The sequence below is a fragment of the Pseudomonas sp. genome (assembly GCF_049653025.1).
Classification (GTDB): domain Bacteria; phylum Pseudomonadota; class Gammaproteobacteria; order Pseudomonadales; family Pseudomonadaceae; genus Aquipseudomonas.
In genome coordinates, this window is the sequence record NZ_JBASFM010000006.1 from 35,800 (window position 1) to 51,615 (window position 15,816).

Here is a 15,816-nt window from a genome sequence, read left to right on the forward strand (position 1 = left end):
GGGATGCTTGCAGAAAGCCAGGCTGACTGGCAAGCGGGCAATAAAAAAGGGCCGCCTAAGCGACCCTTTTTCTACCAAATCTGGTAGGCACGATTGGACTCGAACCAACGACCCCCACCATGTCAAGGTGGTGCTCTAACCAACTGAGCTACGTGCCTACGATGGGTGCGCATTCTACGGCCGCGCGAAAAAGTGTCAACAGGTTTTTTCGCTAACTGCCTGAATAGATGAATTTTTTACTGTTCTATGGCGCGTTTAATATTTCGCACAGGCCACTAGCCGGGCATTTTCAACTCAGGTAGCATCCGCTCATTCGTAAAAAATAAAGAACAGAGGTTGCAAAATGGCGCACACAGCTTATCCACAATCCTATTACGCGGCCTCCGCCAATCCGGTGCCGGCCCGCCCAGAATTGACCGGCGAAGTCGAAACCGATGTGTGCATCATCGGCGCAGGCTATACCGGTCTGTCCACCGCCATCGCCCTGCTTGAGAATGGCCTCAAGGTCAGCATCGTCGAGGCCGCCAAAGTCGGTTTCGGCGCGTCTGGGCGTAACGGCGGGCAGATCGTCAACAGCTACAGCCGCGACATCGACGTGATCGAGCGCAGCGTCGCCCCCAAGCAGGCCCAGTTGCTGGGTGACATGGCTTTTGAAGGCGGCCGGATCATTCGCGAGCGCATCGCCAAGTACAACATCCAGTGCGACCTCAAAGACGGTGGCGTTTTCGCCGCCAACACGCCCAAGCACATGAAGCACCTCGAATCGCAGAAAAAGCTCTGGGAGCGCTACGGCCATACCCAGCTGGAACTGATGGACGCCAAGCGCATCCGCGAAGTGGTGGGCACCGACATTTACGCCGGTGGCATGCTGGACATGAGCGGCGGTCATATCCATCCGCTAAATCTGGCGCTGGGTGAAGCGGCTGCGGTCGAGTCACTGGGCGGCGTGATTTACGAGCAATCGCCGGCCATTCGCATCGAGCGCGGTGCCAATCCTGTCGTGCATACCCCTAACGGCCGAATTAAAGCCAAGTTCGTGGTCGTGGCAGGCAATGCTTATCTGGGCAATCTGGTGCCCGAGCTGTCGGCCAAGTCGATGCCATGCGGCACTCAGGTGATCACCACCGAACCGCTCTCTGCTGAACTGGCAAAAAGCCTGCTACCGCAGGACTACTGCGTCGAGGACTGCAACTACCTGCTCGACTACTACCGCCTGACCAGCGATAACCGCTTGATCTTCGGCGGCGGCGTGGTCTACGGCGCACGCGACCCGGCGAACATCGAAGCAATTATTCGCCCAAAGATGCTCAAGGCCTTCCCGCAGTTGAAGGATGTGAAAATCGACTACGCCTGGACCGGCAACTTCCTGCTGACCCTGTCGCGCCTGCCGCAGGTCGGCCGCATTGGCGACAACATCTACTACTCGCAAGGTTGCAGCGGCCACGGCGTGACCTACACGCACCTGGCCGGCAAGGTACTGGCCGAGGCCCTGCGTGGCCAAGCCGAACGCTTCGACGCCTTCGCCGACCTGCCGCACTACCCGTTCCCGGGCGGCCGTATGTTCCAGGTGCCGTTCAGCGCCCTGGGGGCCTGGTACTACAGCCTGCGTGACAAGCTGGGCGTCTAAGTACCTGCTGCGGACCCACTGCGCACTGCAAATAGAAACGGCACCTAAACAGGTGCCGTTTTTTGTTTATCCGCCCTACTTCATCTGGCGTCAGGCAAGAATCAATGCGTCATTACAGGCCAGCGTCCGGCCAGGTCTGGCGAGCAGTGCGTAGCGCACGCTGCGCAGCGTCGGCACGCCCCTGCGTCTGCAGCGCACGGGTCGCCGCCAGCCAGGTCTGTTTTACCGGCTGCGCAGGCAACTGGTTCGCCGGCAGTATCAGCACCGCCCAACGCCCGGCCTCACCCCAGGCCTCATCGAAACTGGCAAAGCTGGTGTACCAGCGCCGGGTATTGCCCGAACGCAGCACCAGAGTCCGCTCACGCTGGTCGTAGCCCACCAGCACGGCAAACTGCGCACCGGGCCCGCCAAACAGCCTGTCTTGCATGAGCAGCACCGGGTGCCCAGCCGCGACTTGCTGCATCAAGGCATCCAAACTGCCCTGCAGCGGGTACACCAGCAGGTCATAGGAGCGGGCAACCGTCGCCAGCCCGCTCTGCACATCCTGCTTAGCCGCCAGCTGCTGAAGTCGCTCATCGAGCAAGCCTGGGCTGCTGATCACGCCATGATGGTTGAGCATACTCGCCAGCGCCGAAGGCCCGCCCTGGGCATCACTAAGTTGAAAGAACGGCACATCGGCCAGCTCCACCCGCTCAGGCAAGCGCTTGGTCTCAGGCAGAAGCAGCGGTCCGCTGGAGCAAGCACAGAGCAGAAACAACAGAGCAACCGGCAGAAGCTTTACTACGCGCACAGACTGAAACATCACTCACCCACTGGCTTGTTTGTGGCGCAGAGCATAACGATGAAGTGCCAATGACCCAACACATCCGCACAAAAAACGAAAACCCGCCGCCGGCTAATAAACTGCCGACCTCGCGCCCGCCGCCAAGACAGATTCTGATGCCCGATAATTCTGCACTTACTGCCAACACGTCCCCCGCCACGCTTTCGCGCCGCCTCTTCGTAGTGCCGAAAGATGGACTGGACAGATTTATCATGAAAGCCAATAAATACGTGACCTATAACCCACACCACAAAAGCACGTACCACTTTCGTACCACCAACATTAGTGAAAGACACTTAAACTCATATCGTAATAACAACCGTACATCGTCAAACAAACGTAGAGTTCACAAAAGTGAACTCCAGATGCACGCATCTATGGCCGAGTAGGGCAACACAAGGCAACAGCGCCGCTAAAAGTGCATTTGTGTGGGCTTTGTATTCGTACTCAGTGCAACGCCAGCAAACCATTCAGCCTGTGACTGAGGATATTTTGGCCCGCTCTTGGCCTTAAAAATCTTTTCAACTTGCTGGCAACTGCACCCCAAATAGAAATAGTTCTCAGCAGCCATATACCTTCTGGGCCGGTACAGCCTCGGCGATAAGGTGTTCCACGGCCGCGCCAATTTCCTCGACCTGCCAGCGCCCTTTCTTGTCGCACTCGGGGCCCTTGCGCCAGCCGTCGGCGATCGACAGCTTGCCGCCTTCTACTTCGAACAAGCGGCCGGTGACTACTTGCGAGTCTTGCGAGCCAAGCCAGACCACCAGCGGGGCGACGTTTTCCGGGGCGAAGTAATCGAAGCCATCTTCCGGTTTCTTCATCACATCGGCGAACACCTGCTCGGTCATACCGGTTCGTGCAGCCGGAGCCAGGGCGTTGGCGGTGATCCCGTAACGCGCCAGTTCGGCGGCCTGCACCAGGGTCAGTGCGGCGATGCCGCCTTTGGCTGCGGCGTAGTTGGACTGGCCGATCGAGCCTTGCAGGCCGGCGCCGGAGCTGGTGTTGATGATCCGCGCCTGCACCTTCGCGCCGCCCTTGGCCTGTTCGCGCCAGTACTGCACGGCATGGCTGGCCAGGCAGAAGTGGCCCTTGAGGTGCACCGCCATCACCGCGTCCCAGTCGGCTTCAGTGAGACTTCCTCCTATGCTCAAAGCATAGGCCGGGGATGTCTACCGGAGCGGGGGTAGTCCAAGCATAGGCCGGGGATGTCTACCGGAGCGGGGGTAGTCCATACGACATTTCTGCTGATGGCTCAGTACAACGGCCAAGCGGTTATCCCGCTCGAGCAGGTCTGCCGGGATTATTTCACCCACCTCACCCCGGATATGCTCCAGCGCAAGGCACTGGCCGGGCAGATTAAAATCCCGATCACGCGACTTGAAAGCAGCCAGAAGTCGGCCAAAGGCATCCACCTACAAGACCTCGCAAACTACCTAGACGAGCAGCGCGCTGCTGCAATCAAAGAGTGCAAACAGTTATGAGCCTGGCTGTTTCTTACGCTTGGCCACAGCCGCGCCAAAGCTCACTGGCATCGCCAACACCTTCGGAAGCCACTCCCAACCTGCGAAAGAATCCCCACGCCCATGCAGGTGGGTGTAGCGCCGAAGTGAGTTCCAGTCCCGGTGGCCAGAAACACTCGCCACCCGAGGAATATCCCAGTCCATTTCAAACAGCCTGCTCACGCCACCGTGCCTCAGGTCATGGAAGTGAAGATCCTCGATCTGCGTCCTCTCAATCGCCCGCGCCCATGCGCCCTGTATCGCGTCACCGGTGTACGGGAAAATCTCCTCATAGACCCGAGGCATGCTTTGCACTAAGGCCCAGGCCTCTGGAGGCAGATGACACCACACATCATTGCCCCACTTGTCGCCTGGGTTTTTCATATCCCGGACAAGTACCGCCTGCCGTGTTTCATCCAGATCTGCCCAGCGAATCCGAACGATCTCGTCCTGCCGCCGAGTGGAGAACAACGCAAAAAGAACGACCTTGGGCATGTGCACCGACAACGGACGTGCTTTCAAAACATCACAGAATCGCTCGAGCAACAGAGCCAGCTCAGCCGGGGTCGACCGCCGCTCGCGCTCACGGCTTTTCATTTTGTAACCCAGCTTATTGAGTACCATCCGAGCATCGGTCATAGCGCCGGCAGGCACGTCATACCCCCAAGCTGGGCGGGCGACTGATAGAACTGCTCCAAGATGAGCTAGATCATTACCGGCAGTTTGCGGCTGAACACCACCACCCTCAGAGCTCATTCGCCATAGCGCATAGTCAACCAGCACCTGGCTGGTCATCTGCGCTGGCGTCATATCACCCAGGTACGAAGCCATTACCGCACGCAGTGTGTACTCCTTCGTCCGCCCAAGCGGCTGAGCCTGGCCGACCTCTGCCAAGTACTTATCGATTACATCCCTGAGCAGCACACCGCCCCTCTTGGCGCGCTCGATTGCACCCGGCTCACTTAGCTCAGTCTCGCGACGCTTCACCCATGCCTCAGCCGCCTTCTTGCGCGCGAAGGTTTGGCTCTCTGTGTAAACTTGCACCCCATCTTTTTTGATTCGAATCTGAGCGGTGTAACTGATCGTGCCGTCAGCCCTCTTTCGCGGTCTGATCGTTGCCATGGTGGTACATCCTGTTTGCCGGTGGTACATGTGAGCATTTAGGTGGTACAGCGTACCACCCGACTTTTAAAAATGCCCGCAAACCCCCGAAAACACGTCAGAAACACGCACACCGGAGACACCCATGCTAAAAGGCTTGAACTCAGCAACCACGCCGACTACGGTGTCCCGCCGCTTCTCCGTTGCTCCGATGATGGACTGGACTGATAGGCACTGCCGCTTCTTCCTACGCCAGCTCTCGCAGCACGCCCTGCTGTATACCGAGATGGTCACCACCGGGGCGATCTTGCACGGCGATAGCGCGCGCTTTCTGCGTCACAGCGTTGCGGAATACCCATTGGCCCTGCAACTGGGCGGCAGCGTACCTGCAGATCTGGCGGCCTGCGCCAAGCTGGCCGAGGCAGCGGGCTACAACGAGGTCAATCTGAACGTCGGCTGCCCCAGCGATCGGGTGCAGAACAATATGATCGGTGCCTGTCTGATGGCTCACCCGGCACTGGTCGCCGACTGCGTGAAAGCCATGCAGGATGCGGTGAGCATCCCGGTGACGGTCAAGCACCGTATCGGCATCAACGGCCGCGACAGCTATGCCGAGCTGTGTGACTTCGTCGGCACCGTGCGCGACGCCGGCTGCACCAGCTTTACCGTGCATGCGCGCATCGCCATTCTCGAAGGCCTCTCGCCCAAGGAAAACCGCGAGGTGCCGCCGCTGCGCTATGAAGTGGCGGCGCAGCTCAAGCAGGACTTCCCCGACCTCGAGATCATCCTTAACGGCGGCATCAAGACCCTGGAAGACTGCCAACAGCATCTGCAGACCTTCGATGGCGTGATGCTGGGCCGCGAGGCGTACCACAACCCTTATCTGCTGGCCCATGTGGGCCAACTGCTGTTCGGCTCCGCCCGCCCGGTACTGAGCCGCTTCGAGGCCATGCAGAGCATGCGCGAGTACATCGCGGCACACCTGGCCGAAGGCGGCAGCATGCACCACATCACCCGCCATATGCTCGGCCTGGGCCAGGGCTTCAACGGTGCGCGGCGCTTTCGCCAGCTGCTCTCCGTGGACATCCACAAGACCAGCGAGCCCTTGGCGCTGTTCGATCAGGCGGCGCAATTGCTGCAAGGCCGCTGACTCGGGTAAGGTCAGGGCATCCGCAACCACAAGGCTGTGTCATGACCTCCAAGCTGGATCAACTCAAGCAGTTCACCACCGTGGTCGCCGATACCGGGGACCTCGACGCCATCGCCCGCATGAAGCCGGTCGATGCCACCACCAACCCTTCCCTGCTGCTCAAAGCTGCCGCTATGCCTGGCTACGCCGAGCTGTTGAAAGGCGCCGTCAAGACCAGCAATGGCGACCTGGGCCTGGCTTGCGACCATTTTGGCGTGGCAGTGGGGGGCGAAATCCTCAAGATCATTCCCGGACGAATTTCCACTGAAGTCGATGCGCGCCTGTCCTTCGACACCGAGGCCACGCTGCGCCGCGCCGAGCGCCTGATCGGCCTGTATGAAGAAGCCGGCATCGGCCGCGAGCGCGTGCTGATCAAGATCGCCGCGACCTGGGAAGGCATTCGCGCCGCCGAGCAGCTGGAAAAAGCCGGCATCCAGACCAACCTGACCCTGCTGTTCGCCTTTGCCCAGGCCCAGGCCTGCGCCGATGCCGGCGTGTTTTTGATTTCACCTTTCGTCGGGCGCATCTACGATTGGTACAAGAAGGCTGAAGGCCGTGACTTTGTTGGTGCCGAAGACCCGGGCGTACAGTCGGTGACGCGCATCTACAACTACTACAAGGCCAACGACTACCAGACCGTGGTGATGGGCGCGAGCTTTCGCAACCTCGGTCAGATTGAGCAGCTGGCCGGCTGCGACCGCCTGACCATCAGCCCCGACCTGCTGCAACAGCTGGCCGACGACCAGACTCCACTGGCGCGCCAACTCAGCGCTGGAAAACCTGCTGAGGCGCGGCAGACGCTCGACCAAAGCCAGTTCCGCTGGGCGATGAATGAAGACGCCATGGCCACGGAAAAGCTCGCCGAAGGCATCCGCCTGTTTGCCCGCGATCAAGAAAAGCTGGAAAAGCTGCTAACCGCTCAAGCCTGAATGGCCTAAATGCAAACGGGGCGCTCATTGAGCGCCCTGTTTGCTTGCCACCCGCATCAGTGATGCTCGAGGGCATTCACCAGGTCGTGGAAGGCTTCGCGATTGGACTCGTTCAAGCCCATCAGAATGCGATGCGCCTCAAGCACCTTAGCGCGCACCAACTCTTCCGATTGATCCTGCGACGGCAGGTCATCCAGCGCTTCCGGGCACGGAATCGGCCGGTCAACGATATTGAAGACTTGGTCAAAACCCATGGATTGCAGCAGGCGGGTAATGTCGTCGTGGGTCGTCACCACAGTCGGCAACAGACCAATCTTCTGCCGCGACAGGATCGACAGCTTGGCCAACAGCCCCAGCGTGGTGCTGTCGATGCTGCGGGTTTCCGTCAGATCGATAACGATTGCCGAGAAATTCAGCGCGGTGAAGATTTTCTCGATGGTCGCATCCAGGGCCGAACACAGCGTCAGGCGCACTTCACCGACAAACTTCAAGACGAACGTGCCGTCTTGTTCAGCGAACTGGATTCTACCGGGGCTTATCCCAGGGTTCATGCAAGGTTCCTGCTTAACACCAGCAAGGCGATATCATCCGGCATATCCCCCAGATTGGCCAGCCCAAAAGCCTTGCGCAAACCATCCAGAGTGCCACCTGCAGAGCAGACCAACTGCGGCAGCAGGGTCTCTTTTTCCTTCAAGGTATCGCCGGGAAGCAGATCGAGGATGCCATCGGAGAGCAGCGTCAGGCTGAAAGACTCGGGCAATTCGATCTCTTGATCGTTGTACTCGGCCTCGACAAACAGCCCGACCGGCAGGCCACGGCCTTCCAGGTAACGCGCCTGGCCATCGCTATAGAGCACCGGTAACGGCAGGTGGCCGCCGATGCTGTAGGTCAAGCGATTGTTTTCCTGATCGATCACCCCGCCAAGCATGGTCACGTGCTTGCCCAGCTTGCAGTTGATCAAGCCGCGGTTGATATGACCGAGCACTTCAGACGGTTTGAAGTCCGGCAGGCTGCCCCCACGACGCGACTCATAGAGCAGGCGCGTGGTCATAAACTTCAGCAACACGGTGATAAACGCAGAGGATGCGCCGTGACCGGAGACATCGGCCAGGTAAAACACGATGCGACTTTCATCGACCCGGAAATAGTCGACAAAGTCACCGGAGAGATACAGCGATGGAATGATCTGGTGCGCGAAGTTCAGGCTATCGGCCTGCCAAGGCGTTACCGGCAGCATGTTCATCTGCACCTGGCGACCGGCGTTCTGGTCTTCCTGCAGCAGATGCAGGCTGGCTTGCAGTTCGCGGTTGGCGGTTTCCAGCTCTTCGCGGTAGCGCTGGTTTTCCAGACGCAGATTGGCGCGATCCAGGGCGCGGCGCACCGAGTGTTCGAGTACGGCGAGGTCCGCCAGGGGCTTGATCAGGTAGTCGGCAGCACCGAGACGCAACGCCTCGACGGCATCGCTCATCACGCCTGCGCCAGACACCACGATAACCGGGGTTTCAACGTGAAGGGCATTGATCCGGCGAATCAGCTCCAGACCATCGACTTGCGGCATGCGCAGATCGCAGATCACCAGGTCCGGCGACTCGGCATGAAAGACCTCCAGTCCCTGCAGGCCATTGGCGGCTTGCAGCACATGAAAACCACTGTCTTCCAGGTAGGCCGCGAGGCTCGCGCGCACTACGTCGTCGTCATCGATTATCAGCAGCGTGGCACTGGTTTTGTGCATGGGGTATCCAGGCAAACTGCGCCGGGTATGGGTTGGCTTATGCGCCAGGCCTAGTGCCTGCACGCGCGAACTCGGCTTGCATCAAGGCGCAGACGGTACTCCCATCCGCAGTGTGATTCAAGCGTATGCCGGTCGTCGCCGTACGACTTTACACCTCAAATCGGCGAAGGTTATAAGAGTTGCAGGAGTGCCCCCTATAACAAGAGGAAAGTGCCCATGAGCCAAAATGATCGTGCCTACAGTGAGAAACGCGATTACATCCGCATGCGCCTGGAGGCACCCGTCACGTTGCACCATGCCGGTAAGGAAATCCCCGCCGTCTGCCTGGACCTGTCCAGCACTGGCATGCAACTGGAGGCCGAAAGCGCCGTGAGCATGGGCGACAAAGTGCGCATCCATATCGGCTCTGATCACAACGAGTTGCGCGGGCTCGATGCGCAAGCCGAAGTGGTTCGCGTCAATACGATGGACGATGGTCGTCAGGCGCTGGGGCTGGCCATCATCTCAATGAGCTGAGCATGGCTCAGGCAACAAAAAAGGCGGCCGAGTAGGCCGCCTTTTTTATACGTAACGCCGATCAGAAGTCGTCTTCAACCTCGCCGTCGCGCACTTTGAACTCGCGGTTCTGCAGGTAGGCGTTGCGGATAAAGATGTACTTGTCGCCGCTGATCAGGCGCTCGGCCGAGAGCAAGCTGGCGCGAAAGTCGACGGCATTGACCACGTGCACCACGTTACGCGTCGGCACATGATCGATAAACGCGGTAGCCGTCAGCATGCTATCCGGCACCTTGCCGAACGCATCGCGCACGGTGCTTGGGCCCAGCAGTGGCAGCACCACATAAGGGCCGCTGCCCATACCCCAAACGCCCAGGGTCTGACCAAAGTCTTCATCGCTGCGCTGCAGGCCCATGGCCGTGCCCACATCGAAGAAGCCCAGCAGGCCGAAGGTGGTGTTGAAGATCAGGCGACCACCATCGACGCCCGCATCATGCAATTTGCCCTGCAGCAGGTTGTTGGCCAGGTTGCCGACATCACCGATGTTGCGGAACACGTTATGCACGCCGTCCTCGACAAACTGCGGGGTCACCGCCTGATAGCCCTTGGCCAAAGGCTTCAGGGTATAGGCATCGACAGTGTCATTGATGCGGAACATAAACCGGTTGTAGCCCAGCCAAGGGTCTTCTTCGCTGGCTTGCACCAACGCTGGCAACAGCAGCACACCGGTACAAGCCAGTAGCAGGCCCAGTTGTTGAATCCAGCTCGCACCGATCTTACGCATTTTACAGTTGCTCCTTGAAAGTGTTCAGGCGGCCAGCAGGCTGCCGAATCAGGCCGCGCAGTATAAGGCGGCAGCCCTCTAAATAGGCAGCATAGCGGACGAAGAGCGCCAGGGGAAAAGCACATTGACGGTGAATCGACTGGCACTACGCAGCTGTCACAGCCGCTTCATCTGCCTGTAACGTCGGCCAGCTAGGCTGGTCTAGCCCATCATCAAGGACGGCCCATGCAGACGCTCGCCACACCACCCAAGCCCAATGCCGTGCTGTTCAGCCTGTCCGGCTGCCTGGTTGATTTTGGCGCCCGCACCCTACCCGTAGCGTTGCAGCGGCTATACCCAGCAGCCGCACCCAGCGTAAGCCTCGAGCAACTGCTGGGGCGCAGCCCGCAGGTCGACGAGCTACGGGCTTACCAGCAAGCGCTGTGCGAAGCCGCCACCGAACATGCCGAAGCCACCAGCGATGCGCTGCACGTGCTCGAACAGCTGCACACGCAAGGTGTGCCTTGCGCCTGGCTGGATGAATTGCCGCGCGACGCCAGTATCCGCCTGGCCAGCGCCCTGCCCGCCTGGCTGACCGCCGCGCCGAGTCGCGATAACCGCCCCTGGCCCGCACCGGATGCCATCTGGCAAAGCCTGATCGACTTGCAGGTCAGTCAGCTCGATGGCTGTGTGCTGGTCAGTGGTGAGCCGCGCCTGCTGCAAGCCGGCCTCAATGCCGGCCTGTGGACCATCGGCCTGGCCATCAGCGGCCCGCTCTGCGGCCAAGCCCCGGCGGACTGGCAAAGCCTGGGCGCGGCCAGCCGCGATCAACTGCGCAGCCAGGCCACCCTGCACCTGTACCGCATGGGCGTGCACTCGGTTATCGACCAACTCAGCGACCTGCCCACCTGCCTGGCCGATCTCGGTCTACGTCGGCAGAAAGGCGAAAAACCCTAACGCCGCCCCCTATCCCGCCTGGCGCTTGCCCACGGCACAAGGCTTGATCCAAAGCAGGCAAAGCCGCCGCGCTTGGATTAACCTGAAGGCATGCAGAACCTTTCGCCCCCGCGCAAGGTCAGTCAATCTGTCGATCACGAAAGGGAGAGCCACATGCCTGCAAGCCGCCTGCAGCAACAACTGCAAGATCTGCGCGACCAATTGGCCGAGCAGCCGCCGCTGAGCGAAGAAGAACGCGCCGAGCTGTTTGTACTGACCCAGGAAATCGAACTGCAACTGGCCCGCCAGGCCGCCGCCGCACCGGATGCCACCCTGATTGATGGGGTCAACCTGGCCGTAGAACGCTTTGAAGCCAGCCATCCGACACTCGCCGGCACCCTGCGCAATATTGTGCAGAGCCTGGCCAATATGGGTATCTGAAGGTTATTGGCACTAAGAAAAACCCCAGCACTTAGCTGGGGTTTTTCGTTACTGGCGCGCCAGTCGGCGATTATCCGGGCTGATCGGTCCGAGACTGCGGTAGGGATTTATATCCAGACCGCCACGGCGCACATAACGTGCATAAACGGTCAGCAGCTCTGGCTTGAGCAAACGCTGCAGGTCGAGAAAGATCCGCTCCACGCACTGCTCATGAAAGTCCGCGTGCTGGCGGAAACTCACCAGATACGCCAGCAGGCTGGCGTGATCCAGCGCCGCGCCGCGGTACTGCACCACCAGCGTACCCCAGTCCGGCTGACCGGTGACCGGGCAGTTGGATTTGAGCAGATGGCTGTGCAGGCTTTCCTCGACCACACGCGCCACATCGCAACGCAGCAGCTCTGGTTGCGGCTGCTCATAGTTGCTGATGGCCACATCCAGCTCATCGATGCACAGGCCCGGCGCGGCCGCCACGCCCTCGGCCGTCACCTCGGCCAGGCTGCGAATGCGCACGCCGACTGGCTTTCCGGCAGCTGCCGAGAGGTCTTTTTCCAGCACGGCCACCAGCTCGGAATAGTCGGCGAAGACCGACTGGTTCAGCGAGTTGAGGTACAGCTTGAACGACTTCGACTCGATGATATTCGGCGAATCCGCCGGGATGGCGAACTCGCCCATGGCCACCACCGGCTTGCCCGACGGCAGCAGCCAGGACAGCTCGAAGCAATTCCAGTAATCCACGCCCTGGTAAGGCAGAGTCTCGGCACTCAGGCCCAGCTCAGCCCACTTGGCCGCGCGCGGAATCGGGAACAACAGAGACGGGGTGTAGGTAGCGATGTACTCGCTGGATTTGCCCAGAGGCGAATCTTCGGCGGCGGGATGCATGGGGAAAACCTGGCTAGTCGAGACGCGGTAATTGTATACAACTTTCAGGGCTGATTCAGTTCAGCCGGACCAAGTCACGCCTGGCCCGGCCGCACAACGCATCAGGCCAGCTCAGCCACCACCGCTGCCAGTGCCTGCGCCGGATCGGCGGCCTGGCTGATTGGGCGGCCAATCACCAGGTAATCGGAGCCGGCATCCAGCGCCTGGCGCGGAGTCAGAATGCGTCGCTGGTCATCCAGGGCGCTGCCGGCCGGACGAATCCCCGGGGTCACTAGTTGCAGCGCCGGGTAAGCCACCTTCAGCGCCTGCGCCTCCTGGGCCGAACACACCAGGCCGTCCATCCCCGCCTGGTTAGCCAGGCCGGCCAGGCGCAGCACCTGCTCCTGCGGCTCGACGTCCAGGCCGATGCCGGCCAGGTCCTCGCGCTCCATGCTGGTCAGCACGGTCACCCCGATCAGCAGCGGCTTGGGGCCGTTGAACTTATCCAAGGTTTCGCGGCAGGCCGCCATCATGCGCAGGCCGCCCGAGCAGTGCACATTGACCATCCACACGCCCATCTCGGCAGCGGCCTTGACCGCCATGGCCGTGGTGTTGGGGATGTCGTGGAATTTCAGGTCGAGGAACACCTCAAAGCCCTTGTCCCGCAGCGTGGTGACGATCTCCGAGGCGCAGCTGGTGAACAGCTCCTTGCCCACCTTGACCCGGCACAGTGCAGGATCGAGTCGATCGGCCAGCGCCAGAGCGGCGTCACGGGTCGGGAAATCCAGGGCAACGATAATCGGGGTCTGGCAGGCGGACATGGGCGGGCTCTCGGGCAAGACAAATTCGGCGCGCATTGTAGCGGATGCGCCGCCCAGTTGCCGCCCCGGTGATCCGACTACAGCTCCCCGAGCGCCAGTTCAGTCAGCGCATCCGGTGCCGGGAACGCCTGGCGGAAGCTGAACGCCCGTGCGCTGGCCCCCTGCTCACGCAACAACGCCAGGCGCTCGGCCGCCTCTTCAAGATTGGGACGATGCCCCGCCGGCACCCACCACAGCACCATATGCGCCGCAGCGACCTTGGCAAACCATTCCTGACGCCGCTTGAGCATCTCGGTATGGGCAGATTTGTAAACGTAATCGCTGAGCGCCTGCACATCGCTCCAGAGCGACATATTCACCAGCACATCATCGCCAAACGGGCGCAGCGCCGTGGCATCGCCCGCCTCGTCCTGCAAGCGCCAGATATAACCTGGCGAGGCCTCGGCCAAGGCATTGATGCGCTCCAGATTGGCGACGAAATCGGCCATGCCAGGCGATTCCAGCGGTTCCTTCATCGTGGCGATATTCAACTGCGCGAGTTGGTAAGCGGACATCGGTGCGGCTCCTTGTCTCTTGGACGGGTCGGTTCACTGCTGGGCTAAACAGGCTACAACAGGCATGGCAGCCTGAGACAGCCCATCAACGCTGCAGTGGATCATCCCAGAATGGCCGCTCGCTCTCCTGCAGCACATCCGCGCGGCTCAAGCCGAGATCCTTCAAGGCCGCCTCATCGAGCTGCGACAGACGATGACGCTGCTGCGCCAACTGCCACCAGCGCCCTAACTGCCGTCCAGCGGCCTGCAGCCGCGATATCAGACGCACGCCCTGCAACGACTGTGCGCCAACCAGCGCGTAACCTTTTTGACCTTTCATCTCGTCGCCCTCCTTGTGGGGTTGGCGACAGTCTTGCTCTGGGCTTAAGATCAATCCAACGAATGTTTCTTATGCAATACATCTTGGAGATTGATGAGTGGCCCATTATCCAAGCATCGACAGCGAACTGCTGCGCACCTTCGTCGCGATTGCCGATCACGGCGGCTTTACCCGCGCCGCCGAGATGGTTAACCGCACGCAATCGGCGGTGAGCATGCAGATGAAGCGCCTGGAAGACGACGTGATGCAGCGCCCGCTGTTCCGCCGTGACGGCCGTCAGGTCAGCCTGACCGCCGAAGGCCAGTTGCTGCTCGGTTATGCCCGACGCATCCTCAAGTTGCACAGTGAAGTAATGACCAGCATGCGTGCCCCGCACATGGTCGGCACCGTGCGCATCGGCACACCGGACGACTACGTGATGCGTTTTATGCCGGGCATCCTCTCGCGCTTCGCCCAGGCCTACCCACTGGTGCAGGTCGAACTGCACTGCGAGCCGTCGTTCCAGCTGTTGCAGCGCCAGGATCTGGACCTGACCATCGTCACCCGCGAGCCAGGCACCGAGATCGGCCAGCTGCTGCGCCAGGAACGCATCGTCTGGGCCGAAGCCCAGGGCTTCAGTCCGCATGAGCAGGAACCGCTGCCGCTGGCGATGTTCAATGCCCAGTGCTTCTGCCGCTCCTGGGCCTGCAACGCACTGGACGCCATGGAGCGCGAATACCGCATCGCCTACACCAGCCCGAGCCTCTCGGCGATCATGGCAGTGGTCAGCGCCGGCCTGGCGATTACCGCCCAACTGCAAAGCCTGATCACCCCGGACATGCGCATCATCGGCACCGCCGAGGGCCTGCCGGCGATGCCGTCCGCCAGTATCGTGCTGCTGCGCAACAGCCAGACCCAGTCGCAGGTCACCGAGACCCTGGCCGAGCAGATCGTCGAAGGCTTTAGAGTTTAAGCCCGAGCGCCAACGCGCAGAGCAGCACAAAGACCGTAAACAGCACCCGTAGCAGGCGTTCGGGCAAGGCATGCGCCAAGCGCACGCCCCAGCTGATACTGAGCAAGCCACCCAACGCCAGCGGCGCTGCCAGCAGCCAATCGACGTGATCATGCAGCGCATAGGTCGCCAGGGTGACCGCCGTGCTCGGAGCCGCCAGCGCCAGGGACAAGCCCTGCGCCACCACCTGACTGGTGCCGAACACCGTGGTCAGCACCGGCGTCGCCAGCACCGCGCCGCCCACACCGAACAACCCGCCGAGCAAGCCTGCGCCACTGCCCAGCACGGCCAACCACGGCCAGGGGTAGCGCAGACCAACCACCACCGGCGCAGGACGGCTGTACAGGCGAGACAGGTTATACAGCGCCAACCCCACGAGAAAGATCACAAAGCCCAGGCGCATGCGCTCGGCGTCCAGGCTCACCGCCCAACTCGCCGCGCCCAAAGCACACAACAGACTGCTGAGCGCCAGGGCCAGGGCATGACGTAACTCGATGCGGTTGCGCTGGTGATAGCGCCACAGCGCCAGCAACACATTGGGCACCACCATCACCAGCGCAGTGCCCTGCGCCAGCTGCTGGTCGAGGCCGAACAACACCCCCAGCGCCGGAATCGCAATCAAGCCGCCGCCGATGCCGAACAGCCCGCCCAGCGTGCCGAGCGCCAGCCCGAGCAACAGATTCAACACAAAATCAAACAGGCTCATCGGCAAGCTCCACAGTAATGCGCTACAGCCTA

Annotated in this window: 18 protein-coding genes, 1 tRNA gene and 1 pseudogene; 8 read left to right on the forward strand and 12 right to left on the reverse strand. The window is 60.9% G+C overall.

Annotated elements, in window-relative coordinates; genetic code table 11:
* Positions 1-81: 81 nt before the first annotated feature.
* Positions 82-158, reverse strand: a tRNA-Val gene (locus WBK23_RS03115).
* A 185-nt stretch (positions 159-343) separates the two neighbouring features.
* Between WBK23_RS03115 and WBK23_RS03120 the strand changes: the two genes are divergently transcribed.
* Positions 344-1,627, forward strand: a complete 1,284-nt coding sequence (locus tag WBK23_RS03120) for an NAD(P)/FAD-dependent oxidoreductase (RefSeq protein ID WP_424482522.1) — start codon at positions 344-346, stop codon at positions 1,625-1,627.
* Between the two features lie 112 nt (positions 1,628-1,739).
* On the opposite strand, the gene WBK23_RS03125 is transcribed toward WBK23_RS03120, so the two are convergent.
* Together WBK23_RS03125 and WBK23_RS03130 are read right to left on the reverse strand one after the other, a co-directional pair.
* Positions 1,740-2,429 (reverse strand): PA2778 family cysteine peptidase, encoded by a 690-nt coding sequence (locus WBK23_RS03125; RefSeq protein ID WP_424482523.1) that lies wholly within the window; start codon positions 2,427-2,429, stop codon positions 1,740-1,742.
* Between the two features lie 581 nt (positions 2,430-3,010).
* Positions 3,011-3,586, reverse strand: a pseudogene (locus tag WBK23_RS03130) (SDR family NAD(P)-dependent oxidoreductase); the annotation flags it as partial.
* 69 nt (positions 3,587-3,655) lie between these two features.
* Between WBK23_RS03130 and WBK23_RS03135 the strand changes: the two are divergent.
* Complete coding sequence (locus tag WBK23_RS03135; RefSeq protein ID WP_424482524.1) at positions 3,656-3,931, forward strand: pyocin activator PrtN family protein; 276 nt, start codon at positions 3,656-3,658, stop codon at positions 3,929-3,931.
* On the opposite strand, the gene WBK23_RS03140 is transcribed toward WBK23_RS03135, so the two are convergent.
* Positions 3,926-5,071 carry a tyrosine-type recombinase/integrase gene (locus WBK23_RS03140; protein WP_424482525.1) on the reverse strand — a complete coding sequence of 382 codons (1,146 nt, stop codon included), beginning with the start codon at positions 5,069-5,071 and terminating at the stop codon, positions 3,926-3,928. The genes WBK23_RS03135 and WBK23_RS03140 overlap by 6 nt on opposite strands.
* Positions 5,072-5,195: 124 nt before the next feature.
* On the opposite strand from WBK23_RS03140, the gene dusA reads away from it, so the two are divergent.
* Positions 5,196-6,200 (forward strand): tRNA dihydrouridine(20/20a) synthase DusA, encoded by a 1,005-nt coding sequence (dusA, locus tag WBK23_RS03145; protein ID WP_424482526.1) that lies wholly within the window; start codon positions 5,196-5,198, stop codon positions 6,198-6,200.
* A 41-nt stretch (positions 6,201-6,241) separates the two neighbouring features.
* Complete coding sequence (gene tal / locus WBK23_RS03150) at positions 6,242-7,168, forward strand: transaldolase (protein WP_424482527.1); 927 nt, start codon at positions 6,242-6,244, stop codon at positions 7,166-7,168.
* Between the two features lie 56 nt (positions 7,169-7,224).
* Here tal and rssC read toward each other — a convergent pair whose 3' ends face one another.
* Positions 7,225-7,707, reverse strand: coding sequence for an anti-sigma factor antagonist RssC (gene rssC / locus WBK23_RS03155; RefSeq protein ID WP_424483279.1), 483 nt, complete (start codon positions 7,705-7,707; stop codon positions 7,225-7,227).
* Between the two features lie 8 nt (positions 7,708-7,715).
* Positions 7,716-8,900, reverse strand: a complete 1,185-nt coding sequence (gene rssB, locus WBK23_RS03160; RefSeq protein ID WP_424482528.1) for a two-component system response regulator RssB — start codon at positions 8,898-8,900, stop codon at positions 7,716-7,718.
* A 216-nt stretch (positions 8,901-9,116) separates the two neighbouring features.
* On the opposite strand from rssB, the gene WBK23_RS03165 reads away from it, so the two are divergent.
* The gene (locus WBK23_RS03165) at positions 9,117-9,416 is read left to right on the forward strand and encodes a PilZ domain-containing protein (protein WP_424482529.1); all 300 of its coding nucleotides are present in this window, start codon (positions 9,117-9,119) and stop codon (positions 9,414-9,416) included.
* A 61-nt stretch (positions 9,417-9,477) separates the two neighbouring features.
* Here the strand turns inward: WBK23_RS03165 and WBK23_RS03170 are convergent, their stop codons facing one another.
* Positions 9,478-10,179 carry an MlaA family lipoprotein gene (locus WBK23_RS03170; RefSeq protein ID WP_424482530.1) on the reverse strand — a complete coding sequence of 234 codons (702 nt, stop codon included), beginning with the start codon at positions 10,177-10,179 and terminating at the stop codon, positions 9,478-9,480.
* Between the two features lie 225 nt (positions 10,180-10,404).
* On the opposite strand from WBK23_RS03170, the gene WBK23_RS03175 reads away from it, so the two are divergent.
* Both WBK23_RS03175 and WBK23_RS03180 read left to right on the forward strand, forming a co-directional pair.
* The gene (locus WBK23_RS03175; protein ID WP_424482531.1) at positions 10,405-11,115 is read left to right on the forward strand and encodes an HAD family phosphatase; all 711 of its coding nucleotides are present in this window, start codon (positions 10,405-10,407) and stop codon (positions 11,113-11,115) included.
* 153 nt (positions 11,116-11,268) lie between these two features.
* A complete protein-coding gene (locus tag WBK23_RS03180; protein ID WP_090385588.1) occupies positions 11,269-11,535 on the forward strand; it encodes a DUF4404 family protein in 267 nt (88 codons plus the stop codon).
* A 48-nt stretch (positions 11,536-11,583) separates the two neighbouring features.
* On the opposite strand, the gene queF is transcribed toward WBK23_RS03180, so the two are convergent.
* From queF to WBK23_RS03200, 4 genes are all read right to left on the reverse strand, one after another.
* Positions 11,584-12,414, reverse strand: a complete 831-nt coding sequence (gene queF / locus WBK23_RS03185; protein ID WP_424482532.1) for an NADPH-dependent 7-cyano-7-deazaguanine reductase QueF — start codon at positions 12,412-12,414, stop codon at positions 11,584-11,586.
* A gap of 101 nt (positions 12,415-12,515) precedes the next feature.
* On the reverse strand, positions 12,516-13,214 hold the full coding sequence (pyrF, locus tag WBK23_RS03190) for an orotidine-5'-phosphate decarboxylase (protein ID WP_424482533.1): 699 nt from the start codon (positions 13,212-13,214) through the stop codon (positions 12,516-12,518).
* Between the two features lie 77 nt (positions 13,215-13,291).
* On the reverse strand, positions 13,292-13,768 hold the full coding sequence (locus tag WBK23_RS03195) for a DUF3291 domain-containing protein (RefSeq protein WP_424482534.1): 477 nt from the start codon (positions 13,766-13,768) through the stop codon (positions 13,292-13,294).
* 85 nt (positions 13,769-13,853) lie between these two features.
* Positions 13,854-14,087: a DUF1127 domain-containing protein gene (locus tag WBK23_RS03200; protein ID WP_424482535.1), complete on the reverse strand. Its 234-nt coding sequence runs from the start codon at positions 14,085-14,087 to the stop codon at positions 13,854-13,856.
* A gap of 97 nt (positions 14,088-14,184) precedes the next feature.
* Here WBK23_RS03200 and WBK23_RS03205 point away from each other — a divergent pair, with 97 nt between their 5' ends.
* A complete protein-coding gene (locus WBK23_RS03205; protein WP_424482536.1) occupies positions 14,185-15,039 on the forward strand; it encodes a LysR substrate-binding domain-containing protein in 855 nt (284 codons plus the stop codon).
* Here WBK23_RS03205 and WBK23_RS03210 read toward each other — a convergent pair.
* Positions 15,029-15,784: a sulfite exporter TauE/SafE family protein gene (locus tag WBK23_RS03210; protein WP_424482537.1), complete on the reverse strand. Its 756-nt coding sequence runs from the start codon at positions 15,782-15,784 to the stop codon at positions 15,029-15,031. The two genes, WBK23_RS03205 and WBK23_RS03210, sit on opposite strands and share 11 nt — an antisense overlap.
* Positions 15,785-15,816: the final 32 nt, after the last annotated feature.